18 protein-coding genes are annotated in these 19,176 nt (G+C 63.9%); 10 read left to right on the forward strand and 8 right to left on the reverse strand.

Annotated elements, in window-relative coordinates; all coding sequences use genetic code 11:
* Positions 1-26: 26 nt before the first annotated feature.
* Entirely contained in the window at positions 27-1,115 is a 1,089-nt protein-coding gene (locus ABH924_RS00380) for a PLP-dependent cysteine synthase family protein (protein ID WP_404496055.1), read from the forward strand.
* An 18-nt stretch (positions 1,116-1,133) separates the two neighbouring features.
* Here the strand turns inward: ABH924_RS00380 and ABH924_RS00385 are convergent, their stop codons facing one another.
* A complete protein-coding gene (locus ABH924_RS00385; RefSeq protein ID WP_404496057.1) occupies positions 1,134-1,790 on the reverse strand; it encodes an MBL fold metallo-hydrolase in 657 nt (218 codons plus the stop codon).
* Between the two features lie 109 nt (positions 1,791-1,899).
* Between ABH924_RS00385 and ABH924_RS00390 the strand changes: the two genes are divergently transcribed.
* Positions 1,900-2,382, forward strand: coding sequence for a Fur family transcriptional regulator (locus ABH924_RS00390; RefSeq protein ID WP_234747918.1), 483 nt, complete (start codon positions 1,900-1,902; stop codon positions 2,380-2,382).
* Here the strand turns inward: ABH924_RS00390 and ABH924_RS00395 are convergent.
* From ABH924_RS00395 to ABH924_RS00415, 5 genes are all read right to left on the reverse strand, one after another.
* Positions 2,379-3,293 (reverse strand): metal ABC transporter permease, encoded by a 915-nt coding sequence (locus tag ABH924_RS00395; RefSeq protein WP_404496060.1) that lies wholly within the window; start codon positions 3,291-3,293, stop codon positions 2,379-2,381. The two genes, ABH924_RS00390 and ABH924_RS00395, sit on opposite strands and share 4 nt — an antisense overlap.
* Positions 3,294-4,127, reverse strand: a complete 834-nt coding sequence (locus ABH924_RS00400) for a metal ABC transporter ATP-binding protein (RefSeq protein WP_404496062.1) — start codon at positions 4,125-4,127, stop codon at positions 3,294-3,296.
* Between the two features lie 118 nt (positions 4,128-4,245).
* Positions 4,246-5,190, reverse strand: a complete 945-nt coding sequence (locus ABH924_RS00405) for a metal ABC transporter solute-binding protein, Zn/Mn family (protein ID WP_404496064.1) — start codon at positions 5,188-5,190, stop codon at positions 4,246-4,248.
* 122 nt (positions 5,191-5,312) lie between these two features.
* Positions 5,313-6,383: a hemolysin family protein gene (locus tag ABH924_RS00410; protein ID WP_234747927.1), complete on the reverse strand. Its 1,071-nt coding sequence runs from the start codon at positions 6,381-6,383 to the stop codon at positions 5,313-5,315.
* Entirely contained in the window at positions 6,380-7,846 is a 1,467-nt protein-coding gene (locus tag ABH924_RS00415) for a hemolysin family protein (RefSeq protein WP_234747929.1), read from the reverse strand. The genes ABH924_RS00410 and ABH924_RS00415 overlap by 4 nt, the downstream gene beginning before the upstream one ends.
* A 542-nt stretch (positions 7,847-8,388) precedes the next feature.
* Here ABH924_RS00415 and ABH924_RS00420 point away from each other — a divergent pair.
* From ABH924_RS00420 to ABH924_RS00440, 5 genes are all read left to right on the forward strand, one after another.
* Complete coding sequence (locus ABH924_RS00420; RefSeq protein ID WP_404496066.1) at positions 8,389-12,207, forward strand: multifunctional oxoglutarate decarboxylase/oxoglutarate dehydrogenase thiamine pyrophosphate-binding subunit/dihydrolipoyllysine-residue succinyltransferase subunit; 3,819 nt, start codon at positions 8,389-8,391, stop codon at positions 12,205-12,207.
* 135 nt (positions 12,208-12,342) lie between these two features.
* Entirely contained in the window at positions 12,343-12,942 is a 600-nt protein-coding gene (locus ABH924_RS00425; protein WP_404496068.1) for a GDSL-type esterase/lipase family protein, read from the forward strand.
* Positions 12,943-13,060: 118 nt separating this feature from the next.
* Positions 13,061-13,909: a DUF4097 family beta strand repeat-containing protein gene (locus tag ABH924_RS00430; protein WP_404496070.1), complete on the forward strand. Its 849-nt coding sequence runs from the start codon at positions 13,061-13,063 to the stop codon at positions 13,907-13,909.
* Positions 13,909-14,523 carry a PadR family transcriptional regulator gene (locus tag ABH924_RS00435; RefSeq protein ID WP_234747938.1) on the forward strand — a complete coding sequence of 205 codons (615 nt, stop codon included), beginning with the start codon at positions 13,909-13,911 and terminating at the stop codon, positions 14,521-14,523. The genes ABH924_RS00430 and ABH924_RS00435 overlap by 1 nt, the downstream gene beginning before the upstream one ends.
* A gap of 108 nt (positions 14,524-14,631) precedes the next feature.
* Positions 14,632-14,706, forward strand: coding sequence for a 50S ribosomal protein bL37 (locus ABH924_RS00440; protein ID WP_369299106.1), 75 nt, complete (start codon positions 14,632-14,634; stop codon positions 14,704-14,706).
* A 79-nt stretch (positions 14,707-14,785) separates the two neighbouring features.
* Here ABH924_RS00440 and rsrA read toward each other — a convergent pair whose 3' ends face one another.
* A complete protein-coding gene (rsrA, locus tag ABH924_RS00445) occupies positions 14,786-15,043 on the reverse strand; it encodes a mycothiol system anti-sigma-R factor (RefSeq protein ID WP_028264789.1) in 258 nt (85 codons plus the stop codon).
* Positions 15,040-15,879 carry a sigma-70 family RNA polymerase sigma factor gene (locus ABH924_RS00450; RefSeq protein WP_404496072.1) on the reverse strand — a complete coding sequence of 280 codons (840 nt, stop codon included), beginning with the start codon at positions 15,877-15,879 and terminating at the stop codon, positions 15,040-15,042. Before ABH924_RS00450 ends, rsrA begins: the two co-directional genes overlap by 4 nt.
* A 215-nt stretch (positions 15,880-16,094) precedes the next feature.
* On the opposite strand from ABH924_RS00450, the gene ABH924_RS00455 reads away from it, so the two are divergent.
* Genes ABH924_RS00455 through rsgA form a run of 3 tightly spaced genes read left to right on the forward strand, consistent with a single transcriptional unit; the run spans position 16,095 to position 19,129 of the window.
* Complete coding sequence (locus tag ABH924_RS00455; RefSeq protein WP_234747942.1) at positions 16,095-16,610, forward strand: DoxX family protein; 516 nt, start codon at positions 16,095-16,097, stop codon at positions 16,608-16,610.
* Between the two features lie 6 nt (positions 16,611-16,616).
* The gene (aroA, locus tag ABH924_RS00460; protein ID WP_234747944.1) at positions 16,617-18,011 is read left to right on the forward strand and encodes a 3-phosphoshikimate 1-carboxyvinyltransferase; all 1,395 of its coding nucleotides are present in this window, start codon (positions 16,617-16,619) and stop codon (positions 18,009-18,011) included.
* A 2-nt stretch (positions 18,012-18,013) separates the two neighbouring features.
* Positions 18,014-19,129, forward strand: a complete 1,116-nt coding sequence (gene rsgA, locus ABH924_RS00465) for a ribosome small subunit-dependent GTPase A (protein ID WP_404496075.1) — start codon at positions 18,014-18,016, stop codon at positions 19,127-19,129.
* The last annotated feature ends 47 nt before the right edge of the window (positions 19,130-19,176 follow it).

Genomic DNA, 19,176 nt, shown 5'->3' on the forward strand with positions numbered 1-19,176 from the left:
GCCGCCGCCGCCGGTAGGCTGGATCGGTGAGCACTCTACGCAACCAGGACCGGGCATGGGCCAGCGAGGCAATCCGACGCATCGAAGCCGAGAACAACCGCTCGGCGGATACGCACCTCTACGCGGTGCCGCTCCCCGAACACTGGGGTGTCCAGCTCTACCTCAAGGATGAGTCCACGCACCGTTCGGGCAGCCTCAAGCATCGCTTGGCCCGATCGCTCTTCCTTTACGGCCTGGTCAACGGATGGATCACGGAGGGGACCACCATCGTGGAGGCTTCCAGCGGGAGCACCGCGGTGTCCGAGGCCTACTTCGCCAGGCTGATCGGGCTTCCGTTCATCGCCGTGATGACCCGGACCACCAGCCCGGAAAAGATCGCCCTCATCGAAGAGTTCGGTGGCGCATGCCTCCTCGTGGACCACGCCTCGGAGGTCTATGCAATGGCCGAGGAGGTCGCCCGGACGTCCGGGGGCTACTACATGGACCAATTCACTTTTGCTGAGCGCGCCACGGACTGGCGGGGCAATAACAACATCGCGGAATCGATCTTCGGACAGCTCGCCCTCGAAGAACATCCGGTGCCCGAGTGGATCGTAGTAGGAGCCGGCACCGGCGGAACCAGCGCCACCATCGGCCGGTACCTGCGGTACCACTGCCACTCGACCCGGTTGGCCGTGGTCGATCCCGAAAACTCCGCGTTCTATCCGGGCTGGCGCGACGGCATCCCGGACTACTCCACGGGCATGCCGTCAAGGATCGAAGGCATCGGACGGCCGCGCATGGAGCCCAGCTTTGTCCCGGCCGTCATCGACACCATGATCCAGGTTCCCGATGCGGCCTCGGTAGCCGCCATGCGGCACCTCCGCCGGCTTGCCGGGCTGCACGCCGGGCCTTCCACGGGAACCAACCTTTGGGGTGTTTGCCAACTGATTGCCGAGATGGTGGCCCAGGGAAAGCGCGGCAGCATTGTGTCACTCATGTGCGACGCCGGCGATCGCTACGCGGGGAGCTACTACAACCCGGACTGGATCGCCGAGCGAGGCCTGGATCCGGCCCCGTACGAGGCCGTGCTGGCTGACTTCTTCGAGACAGGCAGGTGGCCACGCAGCATTTAGGCGGCGCGGCCGGCTGAGCTAGACCTCCACCGATTCCCGCGGCGACAACCTCGCATAGCTGGTACCGTACTTTGCTCCGATCCGGGTCACGTGGCCTTCCACCAATCCGCGTCCTAGTTCGTTGAGCAGGCCATCGTGAACCGGGTAGGCCTTGGGTGCGCGGACCGCGATCACGAAGTCGACCACCTCGCCCACCTTTGACCACGGCGCGTGGATGGGCACCAGCAGGGTTTGCACGGCAATGCCATCAGGGACAACGAACGAGTCCCCCGGGTGGAAGACGTTTTCGTCCACGAGGTAGCCGATGTTGGCCACTACAGGAATCTGCGGGTGGATGAGTGCATGCTGCCCTCCGAAAGAACGTATCGCGAAGCCTCCGGCTTCAAAGGACGTGCCGGGCTCGACGGCGTGTACCCGCCCGCCGTCGTCGCCCGCCTTGGCGGCCAGCTGGGAAGCGACCCCCGCGGGTGCGTGCACCTGCAGTCCGGGGTTTCCCTTCAGGGCCCCGACGACGGCGTCCGCGTCCACGTGGTCGGCGTGCTCATGCGTGATCAGCACCGCGTGGGCGCCTGCGAGGGCTTCCTCGGACTCGGAAAAAGTCCCTGGGTCGATCACGAGGACCTGGTTATCCTTTTGCAGGCGGACACAAGCGTGGGTGAACTTGGTGAGCTTCATGCAGCCAGCCTAGGGGCGGGCCTCCAATGGTGTCCACGAAACGGCGTCCAAGGGTGGCCGGCTGGTAACCTTGGTACTTGCGAACATCCACATCGAAATGAGTCCACGAATGTCACAGGGCGCCCATGCCGCCACGTCCGGGCCCGCAGCCCAGTCGCTTCCGGATGCGAAGGATCCCGCCGTCAAGGAGCAGCGCGTCACAAAGCAGCGCCTGGCCGTCAGCGCCGCCCTGGACGAACTCGACGATTTCGTGAGCACCCAGGAACTGTACCGGCTGCTCCAGAACCAGGGCGTCTCGGTGTCCCTGGCCACGGCGTACCGCATTCTGCAGTCGCTTGCCGACGACGGCCTTATCGATGTGCTGAGAAATGCCGATGGCGAAGCCGTCTACCGCCGCTGTGCGGTCACGGGCCACCATCACCATTTGCTGTGCCGCAATTGCGGCAAGGCCGTCGAAGTGGAGGCTCCGGCCGTAGAGACGTGGGCAGCCCGGGTGGCTGCGGAAAACGGCTACACCGAAGTGGCGCACACAGTGGAGATTTTCGGGCTCTGCCCCGAGTGCACCGCAAAGAAGGCTGAGGGCCGGCTCTAGCCGGCTACCGTCTGGTCTTCCACTGCTTGGCCCACAGCGTGGGGACGGACTATCCTGCCGTTGATACCCCGTTTGGCGCGTACGTTGCCCATGATCCGGCACACCACATAGATCAAGAACGACAACGTGGTGACATACGGGCTGATGGGAATCCTGCTGCCGAGCGCCAGGAGGATGCCGCCCACGGTGGCAGTGATCGCAAAGACCACGCTCAACAAGACCACGAGGCGCGGCGAAGTGGTCACGCGGAGTGCCGCGGCCGCGGGTGTGATCAGCAAGGCCAGCACCAGAAGCGCTCCGACTATCTGGATGGACAAGGCAACGCTGACGCCGAGCAACACCATGAAGGCAATCGCCAAGCCACGGACAGGAACTCCCCTGGCTTCCGCCATCTCGGAGTCCACGCTGGCGAAGCTAAGCGGGCGCCAAATTGCGGCCAGCGCGAGCATGACCACCACGGCCGTGCCGGCCAGGACCTGGAGCTGGACAGTGTCCACCGAAACGATCTGGCCGGTCAGGAGCCCGAACTTGTTGGCCGCCCGGCCTTGGTAGAGGGCCAGGAACAAGATGCCAAGGCCCAGCCCGAACGGCATGATGACGCCAATGATCGAATTCTTGTCCCGCGCCCGGACGCCCATAAGTCCCAGAAGCAGCGCAGCCGCGACGGATCCCGCGAGCGAACCGAAAATGATGTCCGCCCCGATGAGCAGGGCGAAAGAGGCACCGGCGAAGGACAACTCCGAAATGCCGTGCACGGCGAAAGCGAGGTCCCGCTTCATGACAAAGGTGCCAATGAGTCCGCCGAGCAGGCCGAGGACTGCACCGGCCCAGATGGAATTCTGGACCAGCGCCAACAGTTCGCCATAGTTTTCAAAGTTGAAGATGGTGTGCAGGATGCTGCCGAGATCCATTTAGTGACCTTCCTCCACACCCACGTGGGCGTCATCGTGGTAGTGGGTAGTCGCGTCCGGAAGGCCGACGACGACGATCCTGCCGTTCGCGCGGATGACATCAACGCGGCTGTTGTACAGCTCGGACAGGACCTCGGTGGTCATGACCTCCTCCGGTGTTCCCACCCGGAACCTGCCGCCGGCAAGGTAGAGGACGCGGTCTACGTAGTCGATGACCGGGTTGATCTCGTGGGTCACGAACACCACGGCGCTCTTCCGCTCGTGGCATTGCCGGTTGATGAGGGAACTCACGGCCTGCTGGTGGTGCAGGTCCAAGGACAGCAGCGGTTCGTCACAGAGCAGGAGTTCAGGCTCCGCGGCAAGGGCTTGCGCAACACGGAGCCGCTGTTGCTCACCGCCGGACAATTGACCAAGCGGTACGCGGGCATAGTCACTCGCCCCCACCAAGTCCAGCAGGGCGTCGACGCGCTCATTGACGGCTTTGGCCTTGATCCGCAGGCCCCAGCGGTGGCCGTCGACGCCGAGGGCAACCAAGTCCCTGGCTCGCAAGGGCGTATCCGGCGCAAAGGACTTCTGCTGCGGGATGTAGCCAATCTTCCGGCTGCCACGTTGCACGGGGTTTCCAGCCACAGCCACCGTCCCCGAGTGAAGCTGCTGCAAACCGAGGAGGACTTTGAGGAAGCTGGTCTTGCCGCTGCCGTTGGGGCCGAGCACAGCGAAGAACTCACCCGCCTGGACGTCCAGGTCGAGGTCCTTCCAGAGGGCCCGTTGGCCAAACTGGAGGCCCGCGCCGCGAAGGCTCACTACCGGTGTCAAAAAGATTCCTCGATCCATGGGGTTCGCGAAGCGACGTCGCTGGTGGCCTGCTCTTGGATGAACAGAGAGGGCCCCGCAGCCGCCCTGTACATCTTAGGACGATTGCAGGGCCCGTCTGTTCTACTGCCGGCGCCGTTTACTTGTTCAGGGCAGCAGCAACGTTGTCCACATTGTCCGTCATCCAGGCGACGTAGTCCTTGCCCTCGGGAAGTGTCTCGGTGAAGCCGATAACCGGAACACCGGCAGCGGTTGCCTCGGCCTTCAGCTTTTCCGTCTCGGCGCTGGCGGTCTGCTCGTTGTACGCCAGGAAGCGAACGGACTTCGAGCTAATCAGATCGCTCGTTTCCTTGACAGCTGCCGGCGGAACGTCCGAGCCGACCTCAATGGCGTGGCTGAATTCCTCGGGCGTCTTGTTCTCCAAGCCTGCAGCTTCAAGCAAGTAGCCCGGGACGGGCTCGGTGATGGCGACCGGAGCGGAACCCTTGGATGACTTGATTTCAGCGACTTTGGCGCTGAGTCCGGTCAGCGAGGACTTGAACTTGTCGGCGTTGGCGGTAAAGGTCTTGGCATCGGCCGGGTCCAGGCTTCCGAGCTTCGCAGCGACAGCATCGGCCACTTTCGCCATGGCGTCGAAGTTGTACCAGACGTGCTCGTTGAACCCTTCCGGCACCGCTGCGGGAGATGCGCTGCTCGTCGCCGCGGGGAGGAGCCCCGATACGTTGACGGCGGTGATCGTCTTGTCCGCAGCCACCTTGCTGTCATCGGCCAGCTTGCTGAAGAAGTCGTCGTAGCCCGCGCCATTGGCGATCACCAGTTGGGCCTTGGAGACGACCAGCTTGTCCTGGGTGCTTGCCTCGTAGGAGTGCGGATCCTGGCTGGTCTTGCTGATGATGGACGTGACGGACACCTTGTCACCTCCGACGCTCTTGGCGATGTCGCCGTACACGCTGGTGGAAGCGACCACGTCGATCACTCCGGAGGACGACGACGGCGCCGTCGCGGCGGGTGCCGCGCATGCGGCAAGCAGGACGGCAAGGCCGACGGAGGCGGCAAGGGAAAGACGGGCGGCGGTACGGCGCACGGGAAACCTCGGATCTACCGAATCAAACACAACAGGGGACTCAATGAGTGTACCCACAAATGGGAATGATTCCTATTTAGAATTCCGGGCGGCTCCTGCCGGCCCCTTGGGCCAGCAGGAGGTTACGCTGACTCGGGTCCGCCCAGCCGCCGGATTCCCCTGGCCTGGGTGGCGTCACGGATCTCGCCCACAAGCTGCTCGATAACGTCCTCCAGGAACAACACGCCCAGGGTCGCGCCACCTGTCCCCACAACGCGGCCCAGGTGCGAGCCGGTCCGCTGCATCACGGCCATGGCATCTTCAACCTCGTCCTCGGGTGCGAGGTTCACGAGGGACCGGATCCGGCTTTCCGCGATCGGATAGCGGCGTCCTTCCTCGGGGATGGAAAGCACATCCTTGATGTGCAGGTAGCCGGTCAACTCGCCGTCGTCGTCCAACACGGGGAAGCGGGAGAAACCGGTCCGGCTCACCGCTTTCTCGAGTTGCCGCGGCGTGGAGCCGGGCTTGAGCGTTACGAGTTTGTCCAGCGGCACCATGATGTGCGCCGCGGTGTGCTCGGAAAACTCCAGAGCGCCGCTCAACAGGCCGGCGTCGTCGTCCACGAGCCCGTGGCGGGTCGATTCCTGCACGATAGACTGCACTTCTTCGAGCGTGAAGGAGGAGGTCACCTCGTCCTTGGGCTCGATCTTCATCAGGCGAAGGATGCGGTTGGCCAGCCAGTTCAGGGTCCAGATAACAGGCTTCACGAAACGGGCGACGTGGACCAACGGCGGCGCCAGCAGCAAGGCCGCCTTGTCTGCGACCGAAACAGAGATGTTCTTGGGGACCATCTCACCAAAGGTCACGTGCAGGAACGTGACGGCCAGCAAGGCAACCGCAAACGCGATAACGTCTGCCAATTCAACAGGGACACCTACGGACTCCAGCGGCGCCCCCAGCAAATGGTGGATGGCAGGCTCGGCCACGAGGAGAATCAGCAAGGAACACACGGTGATGCCAAGCTGGGCACACGCCAGCATCAGCGAGACGTGTTCCATCGCATACAGGGTGGTCTGCGCGCGCTTGGACCCGCGTTGGGCCAAAGGCTCAATCTGGCTGCGGCGCGCGGACATCACCGCAAACTCGGCGCCGACAAAGAAGGCGTTGCCGATCAGCAGGACCACGAGCCACAGGATTCCTGCCCAGTCGCTCATGCGGCACGTCCTTTGCGGCTGGTTTTGGCCACGGGGTTGCCAACGGCATCGCCTGCCGAACCGCCGGAGCCCTTATTCAACCGCTTGCTGGCCTGCTTCCTGCTTTGCCATCCGCTCGAATCGCTTTCCGCAGCGCCTTTATCGTCGTCGCCGTCATCGTGGGTGTCGGGCGCCGTGGGGCGGAAGCAAATGCGGTCGATCCGGCGGCCGTCCATTCGGGTGACGGCCAGAGTGCCGCCGCCGGCCTCGACGATGTCGCCGACCATCGCGATCCGTCCAAGTTGGCTCATGACGTAACCGCCCACCGTTTCGTACGCGGGGTCGTCGGGAACCGTCAGGCCCGGGATCTGTTCGCTGACCTCGTCCGGGCGCAACAGCCCGGGGAAATACCAGTCCCCCGAGGCGCTCTGCAGCAATCCGGGCCGGACCTTGTCGTGCTCATCCGCCACTTCGCCGACGATTTCCTCCACCAAGTCCTCAAGGGTCGCGATACCCGCGGTTCCGCCGTACTCATCAAGCACGACGGCGAGTTGCAGGTTGCCCTCGCGGAGTTCCAAAAGCAGGGCGTCGAGGTGGATGGTCTCGGGAACGCTCAGGACCTCGGACATAATGGCTCCGGCTTCCAGCCGGCTCCTGCGTTCCGATGGGACGGACACGGCTTTCTTGATGTGCACCACGCCCCGGATGTCATCGGCCGATTCGCCGATGACCGGGAAGCGCGAATATCCGGTCCGCCGGGCCGCTTCGATGATGTCCGATACCGGCTGATCGGCGTCGATGGTTTCCATGCGGATGCGCGGGGTCATGACGTCGGCCGCCGTGCGGGCCGAGAAGTTCAGGGTCCGGGCAACAAAGTTGGCTGTCCCGGCGTCGAGGGTTCCCAGCTCCGCCGAACGGCGCACCAGGGAGGCCAGCTCAGAAGGCGAGCGGGCACCCGAGATCTCTTCCTTGGCCTCGAGTCCCACAAGGTTGAGCACCTTGTTCGAGAAGCCATTGAGTACAACGATCGCGGGCTTGAACACGGCCGTGAACATCAGTTGCGGCCGGGCCAACGCCCGGCCCAACGGAAATGCCAAGGCCAAGGCCATGTTTTTCGGGACGAGTTCGCCGATCAGCATCGACAAGACGGTGGCGAAGGTCATGGCCAGGATGAGCGACAAGGACTGCGCAGCAGCCTCAGGCAGCCCTGCCCAGAGCAGCGGTCCGTGCAAGAGAGAGCCAACGGATGGCTCCATGACGAAGCCGGTCAGCAAGGTGGTGAGGGTGATCCCCAATTGGCAGCTTGAGAGCTGGGTGGAAAGGGACTTCAGGCATTTGAGCAAAGCCGCGGCAGCGTGGTCGCCGCCGTCGACCGCTCTTTGGACTGTTGACTGGTCGAGCGCGACGAGCGAGAACTCGACCGCGACAAAGAAGCCAGTGCCCAGAATCAGGAGTACGCCGGCGAGAAGGAAAAGCCACTCCATTAAAGGCCGCCGGATGGTGCGAACGGCTGGAAAAGGGCGCCAGGAAGACTAAGGGCTGATTGACCCGGCGGGGGTTGGTCGGACGCAGCGGATGAAGAATCCGCCGACCGGCCGGCCTGGAGCTCCGGGGTGCGATGGGCATGTGTACGGGCATTGCCGGCTCTGCGGGTGCGTTGCGCGGAGATTGCCGAACGGCTTCCCCCGCAGCTCCCAGGCCGGCACCTAGAATTACTGTCCATAAGAATTCAAGTCTACAGTCCGGCCGCCGGGCGGCTTCACGCGACTTCACCGGCCGGGGTCGAGGTATGCGACGCTAAAAACGGCAGGAAAATCCCGGGAAAGAATAGCCCCTCAGTGCGCGGAAGCCGAGGCATATAGCGATTGGCATGATTTAGATCACCACTATTGGCAGATAGCCGCCGCTCGTCACTAGACTGGCTAGGGTCTGAGTTCGCGGGACCCAGACCCTGGCTCGCCTTTGCACCCCCTGCAGTTCCCCGGGCCAGCTGGAAATCAACACTCATGGAAGAGGCGTATTTCAAGTGCCAGAGCAGCCAAGCCACCGTCTACCCGAGGAATTTGGCGGAAACGAGTGGCTCGTTGACGAACTGTACGAGCGGTACCAGCAGGACAAGAATTCGGTCGACGCCAAGTGGTGGCCGCTTTTCGAGTCCTTCGACACCGCTGACGGCACTTCTTCCAACGGAACATCCGCAGCCCCTGCAAACCCTCCCACTCGAGAAATTCCTGTCGTGGCACCGGCCGCAGCAACGGCAATGACGCCGGTCGCGCCCGTGGTTGCCCCGGCCGCTACCCCTGCCGCCCCAACCCCCGCACCTGCTCCGGCTGCTCCTGCAGCACCGGTCAAGAAGGCTCCGGCCACTGTCGCCAAGGACGGCGCGCAGAAGCCATCCGACGGCAGCCAGTCCCAGCCGATCCCGGCCCAGCTTCCCAAGAGCACCAAGGCTCCCACTCCCCCGGAAGAGGACGTCGTCTCCGTCCTCCGTGGTCCGGCCAAGGCCATTGCGTCCAACATGGTCTTGAGCCTTGAGGTTCCTACCGCCACGAGCGTCAGGGCCGTTCCCGCCAAACTCCTGATCGACAACCGGGTTGTCATCAATTCCAACCTTGCCCGCGCCCGTGGCGGCAAGGTCTCCTTCACCCACCTCATCGGCTACGCGGTGGTCCGCGCCCTGTCCCAGTTCCCGTCGATGAACGTGTACTACGACGAAGTAGATGGCAAGCCCGTTGCCGTGCAGCCCGCACACGTCAACTTCGGCATCGCCATTGACATGCCCAAGCCCGATGGCACGCGCCTCCTGATGGTTCCCAACATCAAGAAGGCCGAGACCATGAACTTCGCGGAGTTCTGGCACACCTACGAAGACCTCATCAAGCGTGCGCGCAACGGCAAGCTCACGGCGGACGACCACGCGGGCACCACCGTGTCCCTGACAAACCCGGGTGGCATCGGTACTGTGCACTCCGTGCCCCGGCTCTCCAAGGGCCAGGCCGCCATCATCGGCGTCGGAGCCCTCGACTACCCGGCCGAGTGGCAGGGCGCCAGCGAGAAGATCATCGCCCAGAACGCCATCAGCAAGATCCTCACGCTGACGTCCACGTACGACCACCGCGTCATCCAAGGCGCAGGAAGCGGCGAGTTCCTCAAGCTCGTCCACCAACTCCTCCTCGGTGCCCAGAACTTCTACGACGAGATCTTCGAAGCGCTCCGCATTCCCTACGAGCCCGTCCGTTGGAGCCCCGACCTCCAGGTCGACCCCGCTGACGAGATCAACAAGGTTGCCCGCATCCAGCAGTTGATCCACTCCTACCGGGTCCGCGGCCACCTCATGGCAGACACGAACCCCCTCGAATATGTCCAGCGCAAGCACCCGGACCTCGACGTGCTGACGTATGGCCTCACCCTGTGGGACCTGGACCGCGAGTGGCCCACCGGCGGATTCGGCGGCAAGCCGATGCTCAAGTTCCGCGACATCCTGGGCGTCCTCCGCGACGCTTACTGCCGCACCACGGGCATTGAGTACATGCACATCCAGGAGCCTGAAGAACGCAAGTGGTTCCAGGACCAGGTGGAGCACCCGTACTCCAAGCCGAGCCGCGAAGAGCAGCTGCGCATCGTTTCCAAGCTCAACGCAGCAGAGGCCTTCGAGACCTTCCTGCAGACCAAGTTCGTGGGCCAGAAGCGCTTCTCCCTCGAAGGCGGGGAATCCCTGATTCCGCTGCTGGACACCATCATTTCCGACGCCGCCGACGACGGACTCGACGAAGTCGCGATCGGTATGGCCCACCGCGGCCGCCTCAACGTGCTCACCAACATCGCGGGCAAGACGTACGCACAGGTGTTCCGCGAGTTCGAAGGCACGCAGGACCCCCGCTCCGTGCAGGGCTCGGGGGACGTCAAGTACCACCTCGGCACTGAAGGCACGTTCACCTCGGACAACGGCAATGAGACCAAGGTCTACCTCGCTGCCAACCCGTCCCACCTTGAAGCGGTTGACTCCGTGCTTGAAGGCATTGTCCGGGCCAAGCAGGACCGGCTGGACCAGGGCGAGGCGTTCCCCGTGTTGCCCATCATGGTCCACGGCGACGCCGCCTTTGCCGGCCAGGGCGTTGTGGCGGAAACGCTCAACCTGTCCCAGCTGCGTGGTTACCGTACCGGTGGAACCATCCACATCATCGTGAACAACCAGGTCGGTTTCACCACCGCACCGTCGTCGTCGCGTTCCTCGACCTACTCCACCGACGTGGCCAAGATGATCCAGGCCCCGGTCTTCCACGTGAACGGTGACGACCCCGAGGCCGTGGTGCGCATCGCACAGTTGGCCTACGAGTTCCGTCAGCGCTTCCACAAGGACGTCATCGTGGACATGGTGTGCTACCGCCGCCGTGGACACAATGAGGGCGACGACCCATCGATGACGCAGCCGCTCATGTACAACCTGATCGAAGCCAAGCGCTCCGTCCGCAAGCTCTACACGGAATCCCTCATCGGCCGTGGCGACATCACCGAGGACGAAGCCGAACAATTGCTGCGCGACTACCAGGAACGCCTCGAGCGCGTCTTCGCGGAGACCCACGCCGCACAGACTTCGCCTATCCCGATCATCACGGCGGACTCCGCCGCGGTTTCGGACATCGAGCGTCCCATCGCCCAGCAGGCGGACTCCGGCACCAACGCGCCCGCCACCACCGCCATTTCAGCCGAAATGCTGCAGAGAATCGGCCAGGCGCACCTCGATATTCCGGAAGGCTTCACGGTCCACTCCAAGCTCAAGCAGCTCCTCGAGAAGCGCGAGCAGATGTCCCGCGAAGGCGGCATCGACTGGGGCTTCGGCGAGATCGCGGCCTTTGGTTCGCTCGTCATGGAAGGCGTCCCGGTCCGCCTCGCCGGCCAGGACTCCCGTCGTGGCACGTTCGTGCAGCGTCACGCCGTCTTCCACGACCGCGCGAACGGCAGCGAATGGATGCCGCTGGGCAACCTGAGCGACGAGCAGGCCAAGCTGTGGATCTACGACTCCTTGTTGTCCGAATACGCGGCAATGGGCTTCGAGTACGGCTACTCCGTGGAACGCCCTGACGCCTTGGTCTTGTGGGAAGCGCAGTTCGGTGACTTCGTCAACGGCGCACAGACCATCATCGACGAATTCATCTCCTCGGCTGAACAGAAGTGGGGCCAGCGTTCCTCGCTCGTGCTCATGCTGCCTCACGGCTACGAAGGCCAGGGACCGGACCACTCGTCCGCACGCATCGAGCGCTTCCTGCAGCTTTGTGCCGAAGACAACATGATCGTGGCGAACCCCACCACGGCTGCCTCGCACTTCCACTTGTTGCGCCGTCAGGCCTACAGCCGTCCGCGCAAGCCGCTCATCGTCTTCACCCCGAAGCAGCTTTTGCGCCTCAAGGGTGCGGCTTCCGCGGTGGAGGACTTCACCACGGGCGGCTTCAAGCCGGTCATCGGCGAACACGAGCCCCTTCAGGCCCAGAGCGTTGACCGCGTGATCCTGGTTTCCGGCCGCCTCTACTACGATCTCCTGTCGAACCGCCAGAAGACCGGCGACACCTCGACGGCAATCATCCGCCTGGAGCAGCTGTACCCGCTGCCCCAGGCCCAGATCGAGGCGGAACTGGCCAAGTACCCGAACGCCGACATCGTCTGGGCGCAGGACGAACCCGCCAACCAGGGTCCGTGGCCGTTCATCGGCTTGAACCTGCCGCAGGCACTGGACCGCAAGGTCCGCCTCGTTTCGCGTCCGGCATCGGCTTCCACGGCAGCCGGTTCCATGAAGCGCCACAGCGCCGAACAGGCCACGTTGCTCAAGCAGGCATTCGAACGCAAGTAAGACGGCGGCTGCCCGGCTGGAGGTTCAATACCCGCTTCCAGCCGGGCAGTTCTGTTTAATGGAACACGTGCCCGGTGATCAGTCCGCCCGGCCGGGCACAATGCAAGGACCGCAACGTTTGGTGAAGAGGTAACTGTGGAAGACAGGAAGCTGCGCATCGCAGCTGTTGGTGATGAACTACTCGCCGGGCTCGGTGACCCCAGGGCCTTGGGCTGGCTCGGAAGGGTTCTTGCGCGGACTCCCCAGGACTCCGTTCTTGTGGAGAGCTACTCTCTTCCCTGCCCCATGGAGGGCACAGAAGGCCTTGCGGCGCGCTGGCTCGACGAAGCCGGGAGACGCTTCAGCAACGTCCACGAAAACCGCCTGGTGATCGGCCTGTCCGGCCGCGACATTGAATTCGGTGTCTCCACAGCACGCAGCCGCCTCAATCTGGCCAATATCCTGGACGGGGCGTCCCAAAGCAACATCGAAGTTTTCGTCGTCGGTCCTCCGCCCACGCTGGACCCGGCCAAGAACCGCCGGATCGCGGATCTCAACGCCGCATTTGCAGATGTCACCACCCGCCGCAACCACCAGTACGTCGACACGTTCTCACCCTTGCTCAACCACGAACAATGGCGCACGGACCTCGCTGCGAATGGCGGCACCCCGGGCCAGGCGGGCTATGGGCTCATGGCCTGGCTCGTGTTGCACCGCGGCTGGTTCCAGTGGCTGAGGATCGCCCAGCCGGAATAGCCGGGCAAGAGACGGCCCTTCCCCCTGCGAGACCCATTGCCAACGTCAATGTCGCGATATATCGTGAATACATCAACGCGATATATCGCAATTGAAGTAACGCAGCAATGGAGGGGTCATGTCAGAAGAAAACTGGACCGTTACCGGTCCGCAGACCATCGACGTCGACGGCGTCCGCTCTCTCAAGCTGGGGATCGTCAAGGGCCGCTTCGACGTCGTCACGCACGACGAAGCAATCACCAGGATCGAAGTCTCGGAAATCGGCGGCGATCCACTGAGCGTCAGCCTCGTTGATGGCCGGCTCGAAGTCCGCCACCAGTTGCACGGCCCACAAGGTTGGTTCCGCAACCTCATGGGGACCGTCAACAACACCAGTACCAACACGATCGTCATCAGCATTGCGTTGCCTGCCGGCGTCGACGTCGAAGCAGGAACCGTGGGCGGTGACGGCATGGTGTCGGGCGTCACTGGTCATATCCGCCTCAACACGGTGTCCGGGTCGGTCCTCGCGGACGGCACGCGGGGCGAGCTTCACGTCAACACCGTCAGCGGCGAAGTCATCGCCCGCAACCACGACGGCGTCATGACCGCCAAGAGCGTCTCGGGCGAAGTCACGGCTTCGGGCCGCTTCAAGAACATCCGGGCCAATACTGTCAGCGGGGACCTCAGCTTCGACCTTCACGGCTACACCCAGGATTTCGGAGCCAATTCCGTTTCAGGCGACCTCACCATCCGCCTGCCGCATGATGTGGGCGTGGACATCGTGGCCAAAACGGCCAGTGGCACCGTGATGATCGATGACCAGCTCTACGCCCAGTCCGGCGGCAGGGTCCAGACCATCGTTGGCCCCGACGAGCGGCTCATGGTGGCGCGTACCAATTCCGTGTCCGGAAAGACCTCCATCATCCATGGCAGTGCGCCAACAACCGGAACAACGCACTCAGTCCCCGGAGAAGAGGAAGTCTGATGCCGCCCGTCTTTGCCCACGGAGCCCTCCGGCTCTATCTGCTGGCCCTCCTGGAATCGGGCCCCAAGCACGGGTACGAGCTCATCAAGGCCCTCGGCGAACGCTTCGGCGGGACCTACTCCCCCAGTGCCGGAACCATCTACCCGCGCCTTGGCAAACTCGAGGAAGAAGGACTGGTAGCCACCAGCAGCGACGGGCGCCGCACCAACTACTCCATCACCGCGGCCGGACTGGCGGAGCTCAACAGCCGGCGGCAGGAACTGGCCGACGTCGAAGACAACATCTCCGCCTCCGTGCGGCGGTTGGCCGACAATCTCCGCGACGACATCCGCAGCAACATGCGTGGCTTGCGCGCAGACCTGGCCGCAACCGCCGAAGCCGCACGAGCCAATGCGAAGTCCGCGGAATTCCAGTCGTGGGCCGGAAGCTACTCGCCGGAGGGACACCGCATCCTGAAGGAAGCCGAGATGATGGTCCAGTCCTTCCGCGATGACATCCGCGTGGAGCTGCGACAGCACGCCGGCTCGAAGGCCCTGACTCCGATCGCCCTTGAAACCGTGCGAACGGTCCTGGACCAGGCCAGGATCTCCATCCGGAATTCCCTGCGGGGCTGACTCCACAATTCCCCGCGGGGCTGGCCGGCACGGTTCGCGGGGCGGCCCCGGGATGTGGGAGACTGGAGGGCAGCTTTATTGAGTATCAAGAATCTAAGGAGGCCAGCTATGAGCAAGCGTGCACGTAAGCGTCGTGACCGTAAGCGCGGCGGCGCAAACCACGGCAAGCGTCCCAACACCTAAGCCAGCGGCTTAGCGTAAGACTTAATGCGGAGGGCCCCGGAAACCATCAGGTTTCCGGGGCCCTTGCCGTTTCAGGCTCTTAGACGTCCACGGACTTCATAGCGTGGATCCTGTCCAGGATCGAGTTCTTGAGATTCTCAGGAGCCGCTTCCGTACAGGAGCGCTTGACCACGGTGCGAATGACGCACTCAAGGTCGTATTGCTCGGTGCACTCCGGGCAGTCTTCCAGATGCACTTTGATCTCTGCGATGTCTTCGCGGGTCAACGCACCGTCGAGGTACTCGTAGATACGCTGCATCCGAGCATCGTCGCAGTCACCCAATCCTTGGCAGCTCATTTCCTTTTCTCCTGTTTTTTGCTTGTGGCCGCGCCCACGGCCAAGACCTTTTCTTCCGCGCCGGCGCTGATTCCCCGTTCTGCGGCATAGTCCGCCAGCAGATCGCGCAACATTTTCCTGCCGCGATGAAGCCGGGACATGACCGTCCCGATCGGGGTATTCATGATGTCTGATATTTCTTTGTATGCGAAGCCTTCGACGTCAGCGAAGTACACCGCGAGCCGGAATTCCTCCGGAATGGACTGCAGGGCGCTCTTCACGTCCGAGTCCGGCAAATGATCCAGTGCCTCCGCCTCCGCAGAGCGCAGCCCCGCGGACGTATGGGATTCCGCCCGCGCCAGCTGCCAGTCTTCGATGGTGTCCGAATTCGACTGCAACGGTTCGCGCTGCCGCTTCCGGTAAAGGTTGATGTACGTGTTGGTCAGGATGCGGTACAGCCACGCCTTGAGGTTGGTACCCGGTTTGTACTGGTGGAAGGCGGAGAAGGCCTTGGTGTAGGCCTCCTGGACCAGGTCCTCGGCGTCGGACGGATTCCTGGCCATGCGCATGGCGGCCGAATAGAGCTGGTCGACATACTGCATGGCGTCGCGTTCGAAGCGCGCCCTCCGTTGCTCGGGGGTCTCGGTTGCGAAGTCCACTGCAATCTCGACGTCGGCATCAACAGTTGCGCCGCCGTCGGACGTTGCGTCCGTGACTTCGGTCGCTGCTTTGTACATGGCCGCTGCGGCCGGATCCATGGTGCTCATTGCATCCAAGTCTACTGTCACCCTCCGGGAGTCCCCTGGCAGCTCCCGCCCAAGCGCCAAGTGTCCCTCGCGGTCCTTAACCAAGGCCAAAAAACCATCTCCACTCACACGACATGACCGCGCGGCACAACGCACGCGCCACAATCCAAGGTCCAGCCCATACCGCACCTTCTTGTGACAACGGCAGGCTCCGGGCAAATATTCCGCAAAGATGCAAGACTAGATCCGACTGCACCCCGTGAACACCGCACCACTTGAACGCAGCACCACCTGAACACCGTGGCAAGCCATCCAGGAGGCAAAACATGTCCCTCGTCCGTTTTCTCGCCAGGCCAATGTTGGCTTCCAGTTTTGTCGTCGCAGGGCTGGACAAGCTCAAGAACGCGGATGACACTGCCAAACAGCTCTCTCCGCTGCTCCGCCGCGCTTCGGAGTCACTGCCTTTCCCGGCGGACGAGAAGGTGCTGGCGCGAGTCATCGGCGGCGCGCAAGTGGGGGCCGGCGCCTTGCTGGCCCTCGGCAAATGTTCCCGGTTCTCGGCAAGCCTGCTTGCCGGCATCTCGATCCTGAATACCTTTGTTGAGTGGCGTTCTGCCGACATCAGCACCAAGGAAGGCCGGCTCGCCCGCCGCGCCCAGTTGCTTAAGAACATTTCGCTGACGGGTGGCGTTTTCCTTGCCGCCGTCGATACCGCGGGCAAACCGAGCCTCGCTTGGCGTGCCGAACACCTCGCCATGGACGCGAAGAAGGCCACGGGCAAGCAGTTCAAGAAGACAGACCGGGCCGTCCGCAAGGCCGTAGACAACGCAGTTGGAGCATAAGGAAGCATGCCAGGAACCCCCGCCACGCAGACAGACGATTCAGGGAGCACCACCACCTCCGCACTCCCCCTGTGGCCGGCACCCTTCGCCAGCCACCCTGTGGATGCCACGGTCACGGTTCCTGGTTCGAAGTCCCTGACCAACCGCTATCTGGTCCTGGCGGCACTGGCCAACGGCCCAAGCAGGCTCCGGGCACCCTTGCATTCGCGCGATTCCGCCCTGATGGTCGAGGCCCTGCGCCGGCTTGGCGCCAGCATTACCGAGGTTCCCGGTGATGGACACTACGGCCCGGATCTCGAAGTCACCCCTATCGACCCGGCGGCTGCCGCATCGGAGACCGCCATCGACTGTGGCCTGGCCGGCACGGTCATGCGGTTTGTGCCGCCGCTCGCGGCCCTCCGCAACGGCGCGTCCGTGTTCGACGGCGATCCGCACGCACGCCAACGTCCCATGGGCACGATCATCGAAGCCCTCCGGACACTCGGAGTGGAAGTCAGCGCATTGGACGGGCACACGGCGAGCTCCCTGCCGTTCAAGGTTTCCGGCACCGGCTCTGTCCGCGGTGGCCACTTGGTGATCGATGCGAGCGCTTCGTCGCAGTTCGTCTCCGCCCTGTTGCTGGTCGGTGCACGCTTCGATGAGGGCCTTCACCTGGAGCATGTCGGCAAGCCCGTGCCGAGCCTCGACCACATCAACATGACCGTCTCGGTCCTCCGGGGCGTCGGGGTGCAGGTGGATGACTCCGTGCCGAACCATTGGCGCGTCGCCCCCGGTACCATCCAGGCATTCGACGAGAGGATCGAGCAGGATCTCTCCAACGCGGGTCCCTTCCTCGCCGCGGCGCTGGCGACGAAGGGAACTATCCGGATCCCCAACTGGCCGGCCAACACCACGCAAGTCGGGGATCTCTGGCGGGACATCCTCGCCACCATGGGTGCCACTGTCACGCTGGACAATGGCACACTGACAGTCACCGGCGGACCGGAGATCCTGGGCGCCGACTTCGACGAAACCAGCGAACTCGCCCCTACGGTGGCGGCATTGTGCGCCCTGGCAACCAGCCCTTCCCGCCTCACTGGCATCGCGCATTTACGTGGACACGAAACGGACAGGCTTGCTGCGCTGGTCGCGGAAATCAACCGGCTCGGCGGCGACGCCGAGGAAACCAGCGACGGCCTGGTGATCCGGCCCGCGGTGCTGCACGCCGGCGTCGTGCACAGCTACGCCGACCACCGCATGGCTACCGCGGGCGCCATCCTGGGGCTCGCCGTCGAGGGTGTCCAGGTTGAAGACATCGCGACGACTTCCAAGACCATGCCCGAATTTCCGCAAATCTGGGCATCGATGCTCAGTGCCGGCCAAGCGGTCGCGGGCACCGGCTCAACGGAGACAAGCAACTAACGATGGCCCGCGACGCAAGCTCCTGGGACGAATCCGATGTCCGGGTCCGCCCCAACAAGAAGGGCACACGCCCCCGCACGAAGGACCGCCCCAGCCACGACGACGCCGTGATCGGGCGCATCATCACAGTCGACCGCGGCCGCTACACCGCGATAGTGGGCGAAAGCTCGGACAATGAGCGCATCGTCATTGCCGCCCGTGCCCGGGAGCTGAGACGCTCCCCCGTGGTTCCCGGAGACTTCGTGGCCCTCGTCGGCGATGTGTCCGGAGCCCCGGACACCCTCGCCCGCCTCGTGCGCGTCGAGGAGCGCAAGACCCTCCTGCGGCGGAGTGCCGATGACACGGATCCGATCGAACGGGCCGTCGTCGCCAACGCCGACCAGCTCGTGGTGGTGGTTGCGGCCGCCAACCCGGAGCCGCGCACCGGATTCATCGACCGCGCCTTGGTGGCAGCGTACGACGCCGGAATCGAGCCGCTGCTGCTCGTTACCAAAGCGGACGTCAAGGATCCGACGGAACTCCTTGCCAACTATGTGAGCCTGGGTTTCCCCATCATCATCAGCCGGACGGCCGACGCAGGGGCTTCCGGCATCGACGCCCGTTCCGACGACGGCTTGTCCGCCCGCCTCGACGGCGACGCCGTCGGCCAATTGCGGGACTACCTCGACGGCAAGGTCACCGTGCTCCTGGGCCATTCCGGCGTCGGGAAGTCCACCATGGTGAATGCCCTCACCGGCGCCGAACGCGCCACGGGCGGGGTCAACGCCGTGACGGGCCGGGGCCGCCATACCTCGTCCTCAGCGCTTGCACTAAAGCTCAGTGACGCCCCCGGCGGCAGCTGGATCATCGATACGCCCGGCATCCGTTCCTTCGGCCTCGCCCACGTGAACCCGGACCGCATCCTGCATGCCTTCCCGGATCTGGAACCTGGAACGGAAATGTGCGAGCGAGGCTGCAAGCACGATGCCTCCGCGGTTCGCTGCGGACTGGATTCCTGGGTCGCTGACGGCCACGCCGGCGAGGCAGGCCCGGCCCGCTTGGCGTCGTTGCGCCGGCTCCTTGGCGCGGACCCGCGCATGGAAGCCCAAGAGGCGAAGGAACTGGGCACTGTCAATTAACAGCCCGGTCAATTAACAGCACGGTCAACGACCTGCGCGCTTGCCGT

It is taken from the genome of Arthrobacter sp. GAS37 (genome assembly GCF_044908325.1).
Lineage (GTDB): Bacteria > Actinomycetota > Actinomycetes > Actinomycetales > Micrococcaceae > Arthrobacter > Arthrobacter ramosus.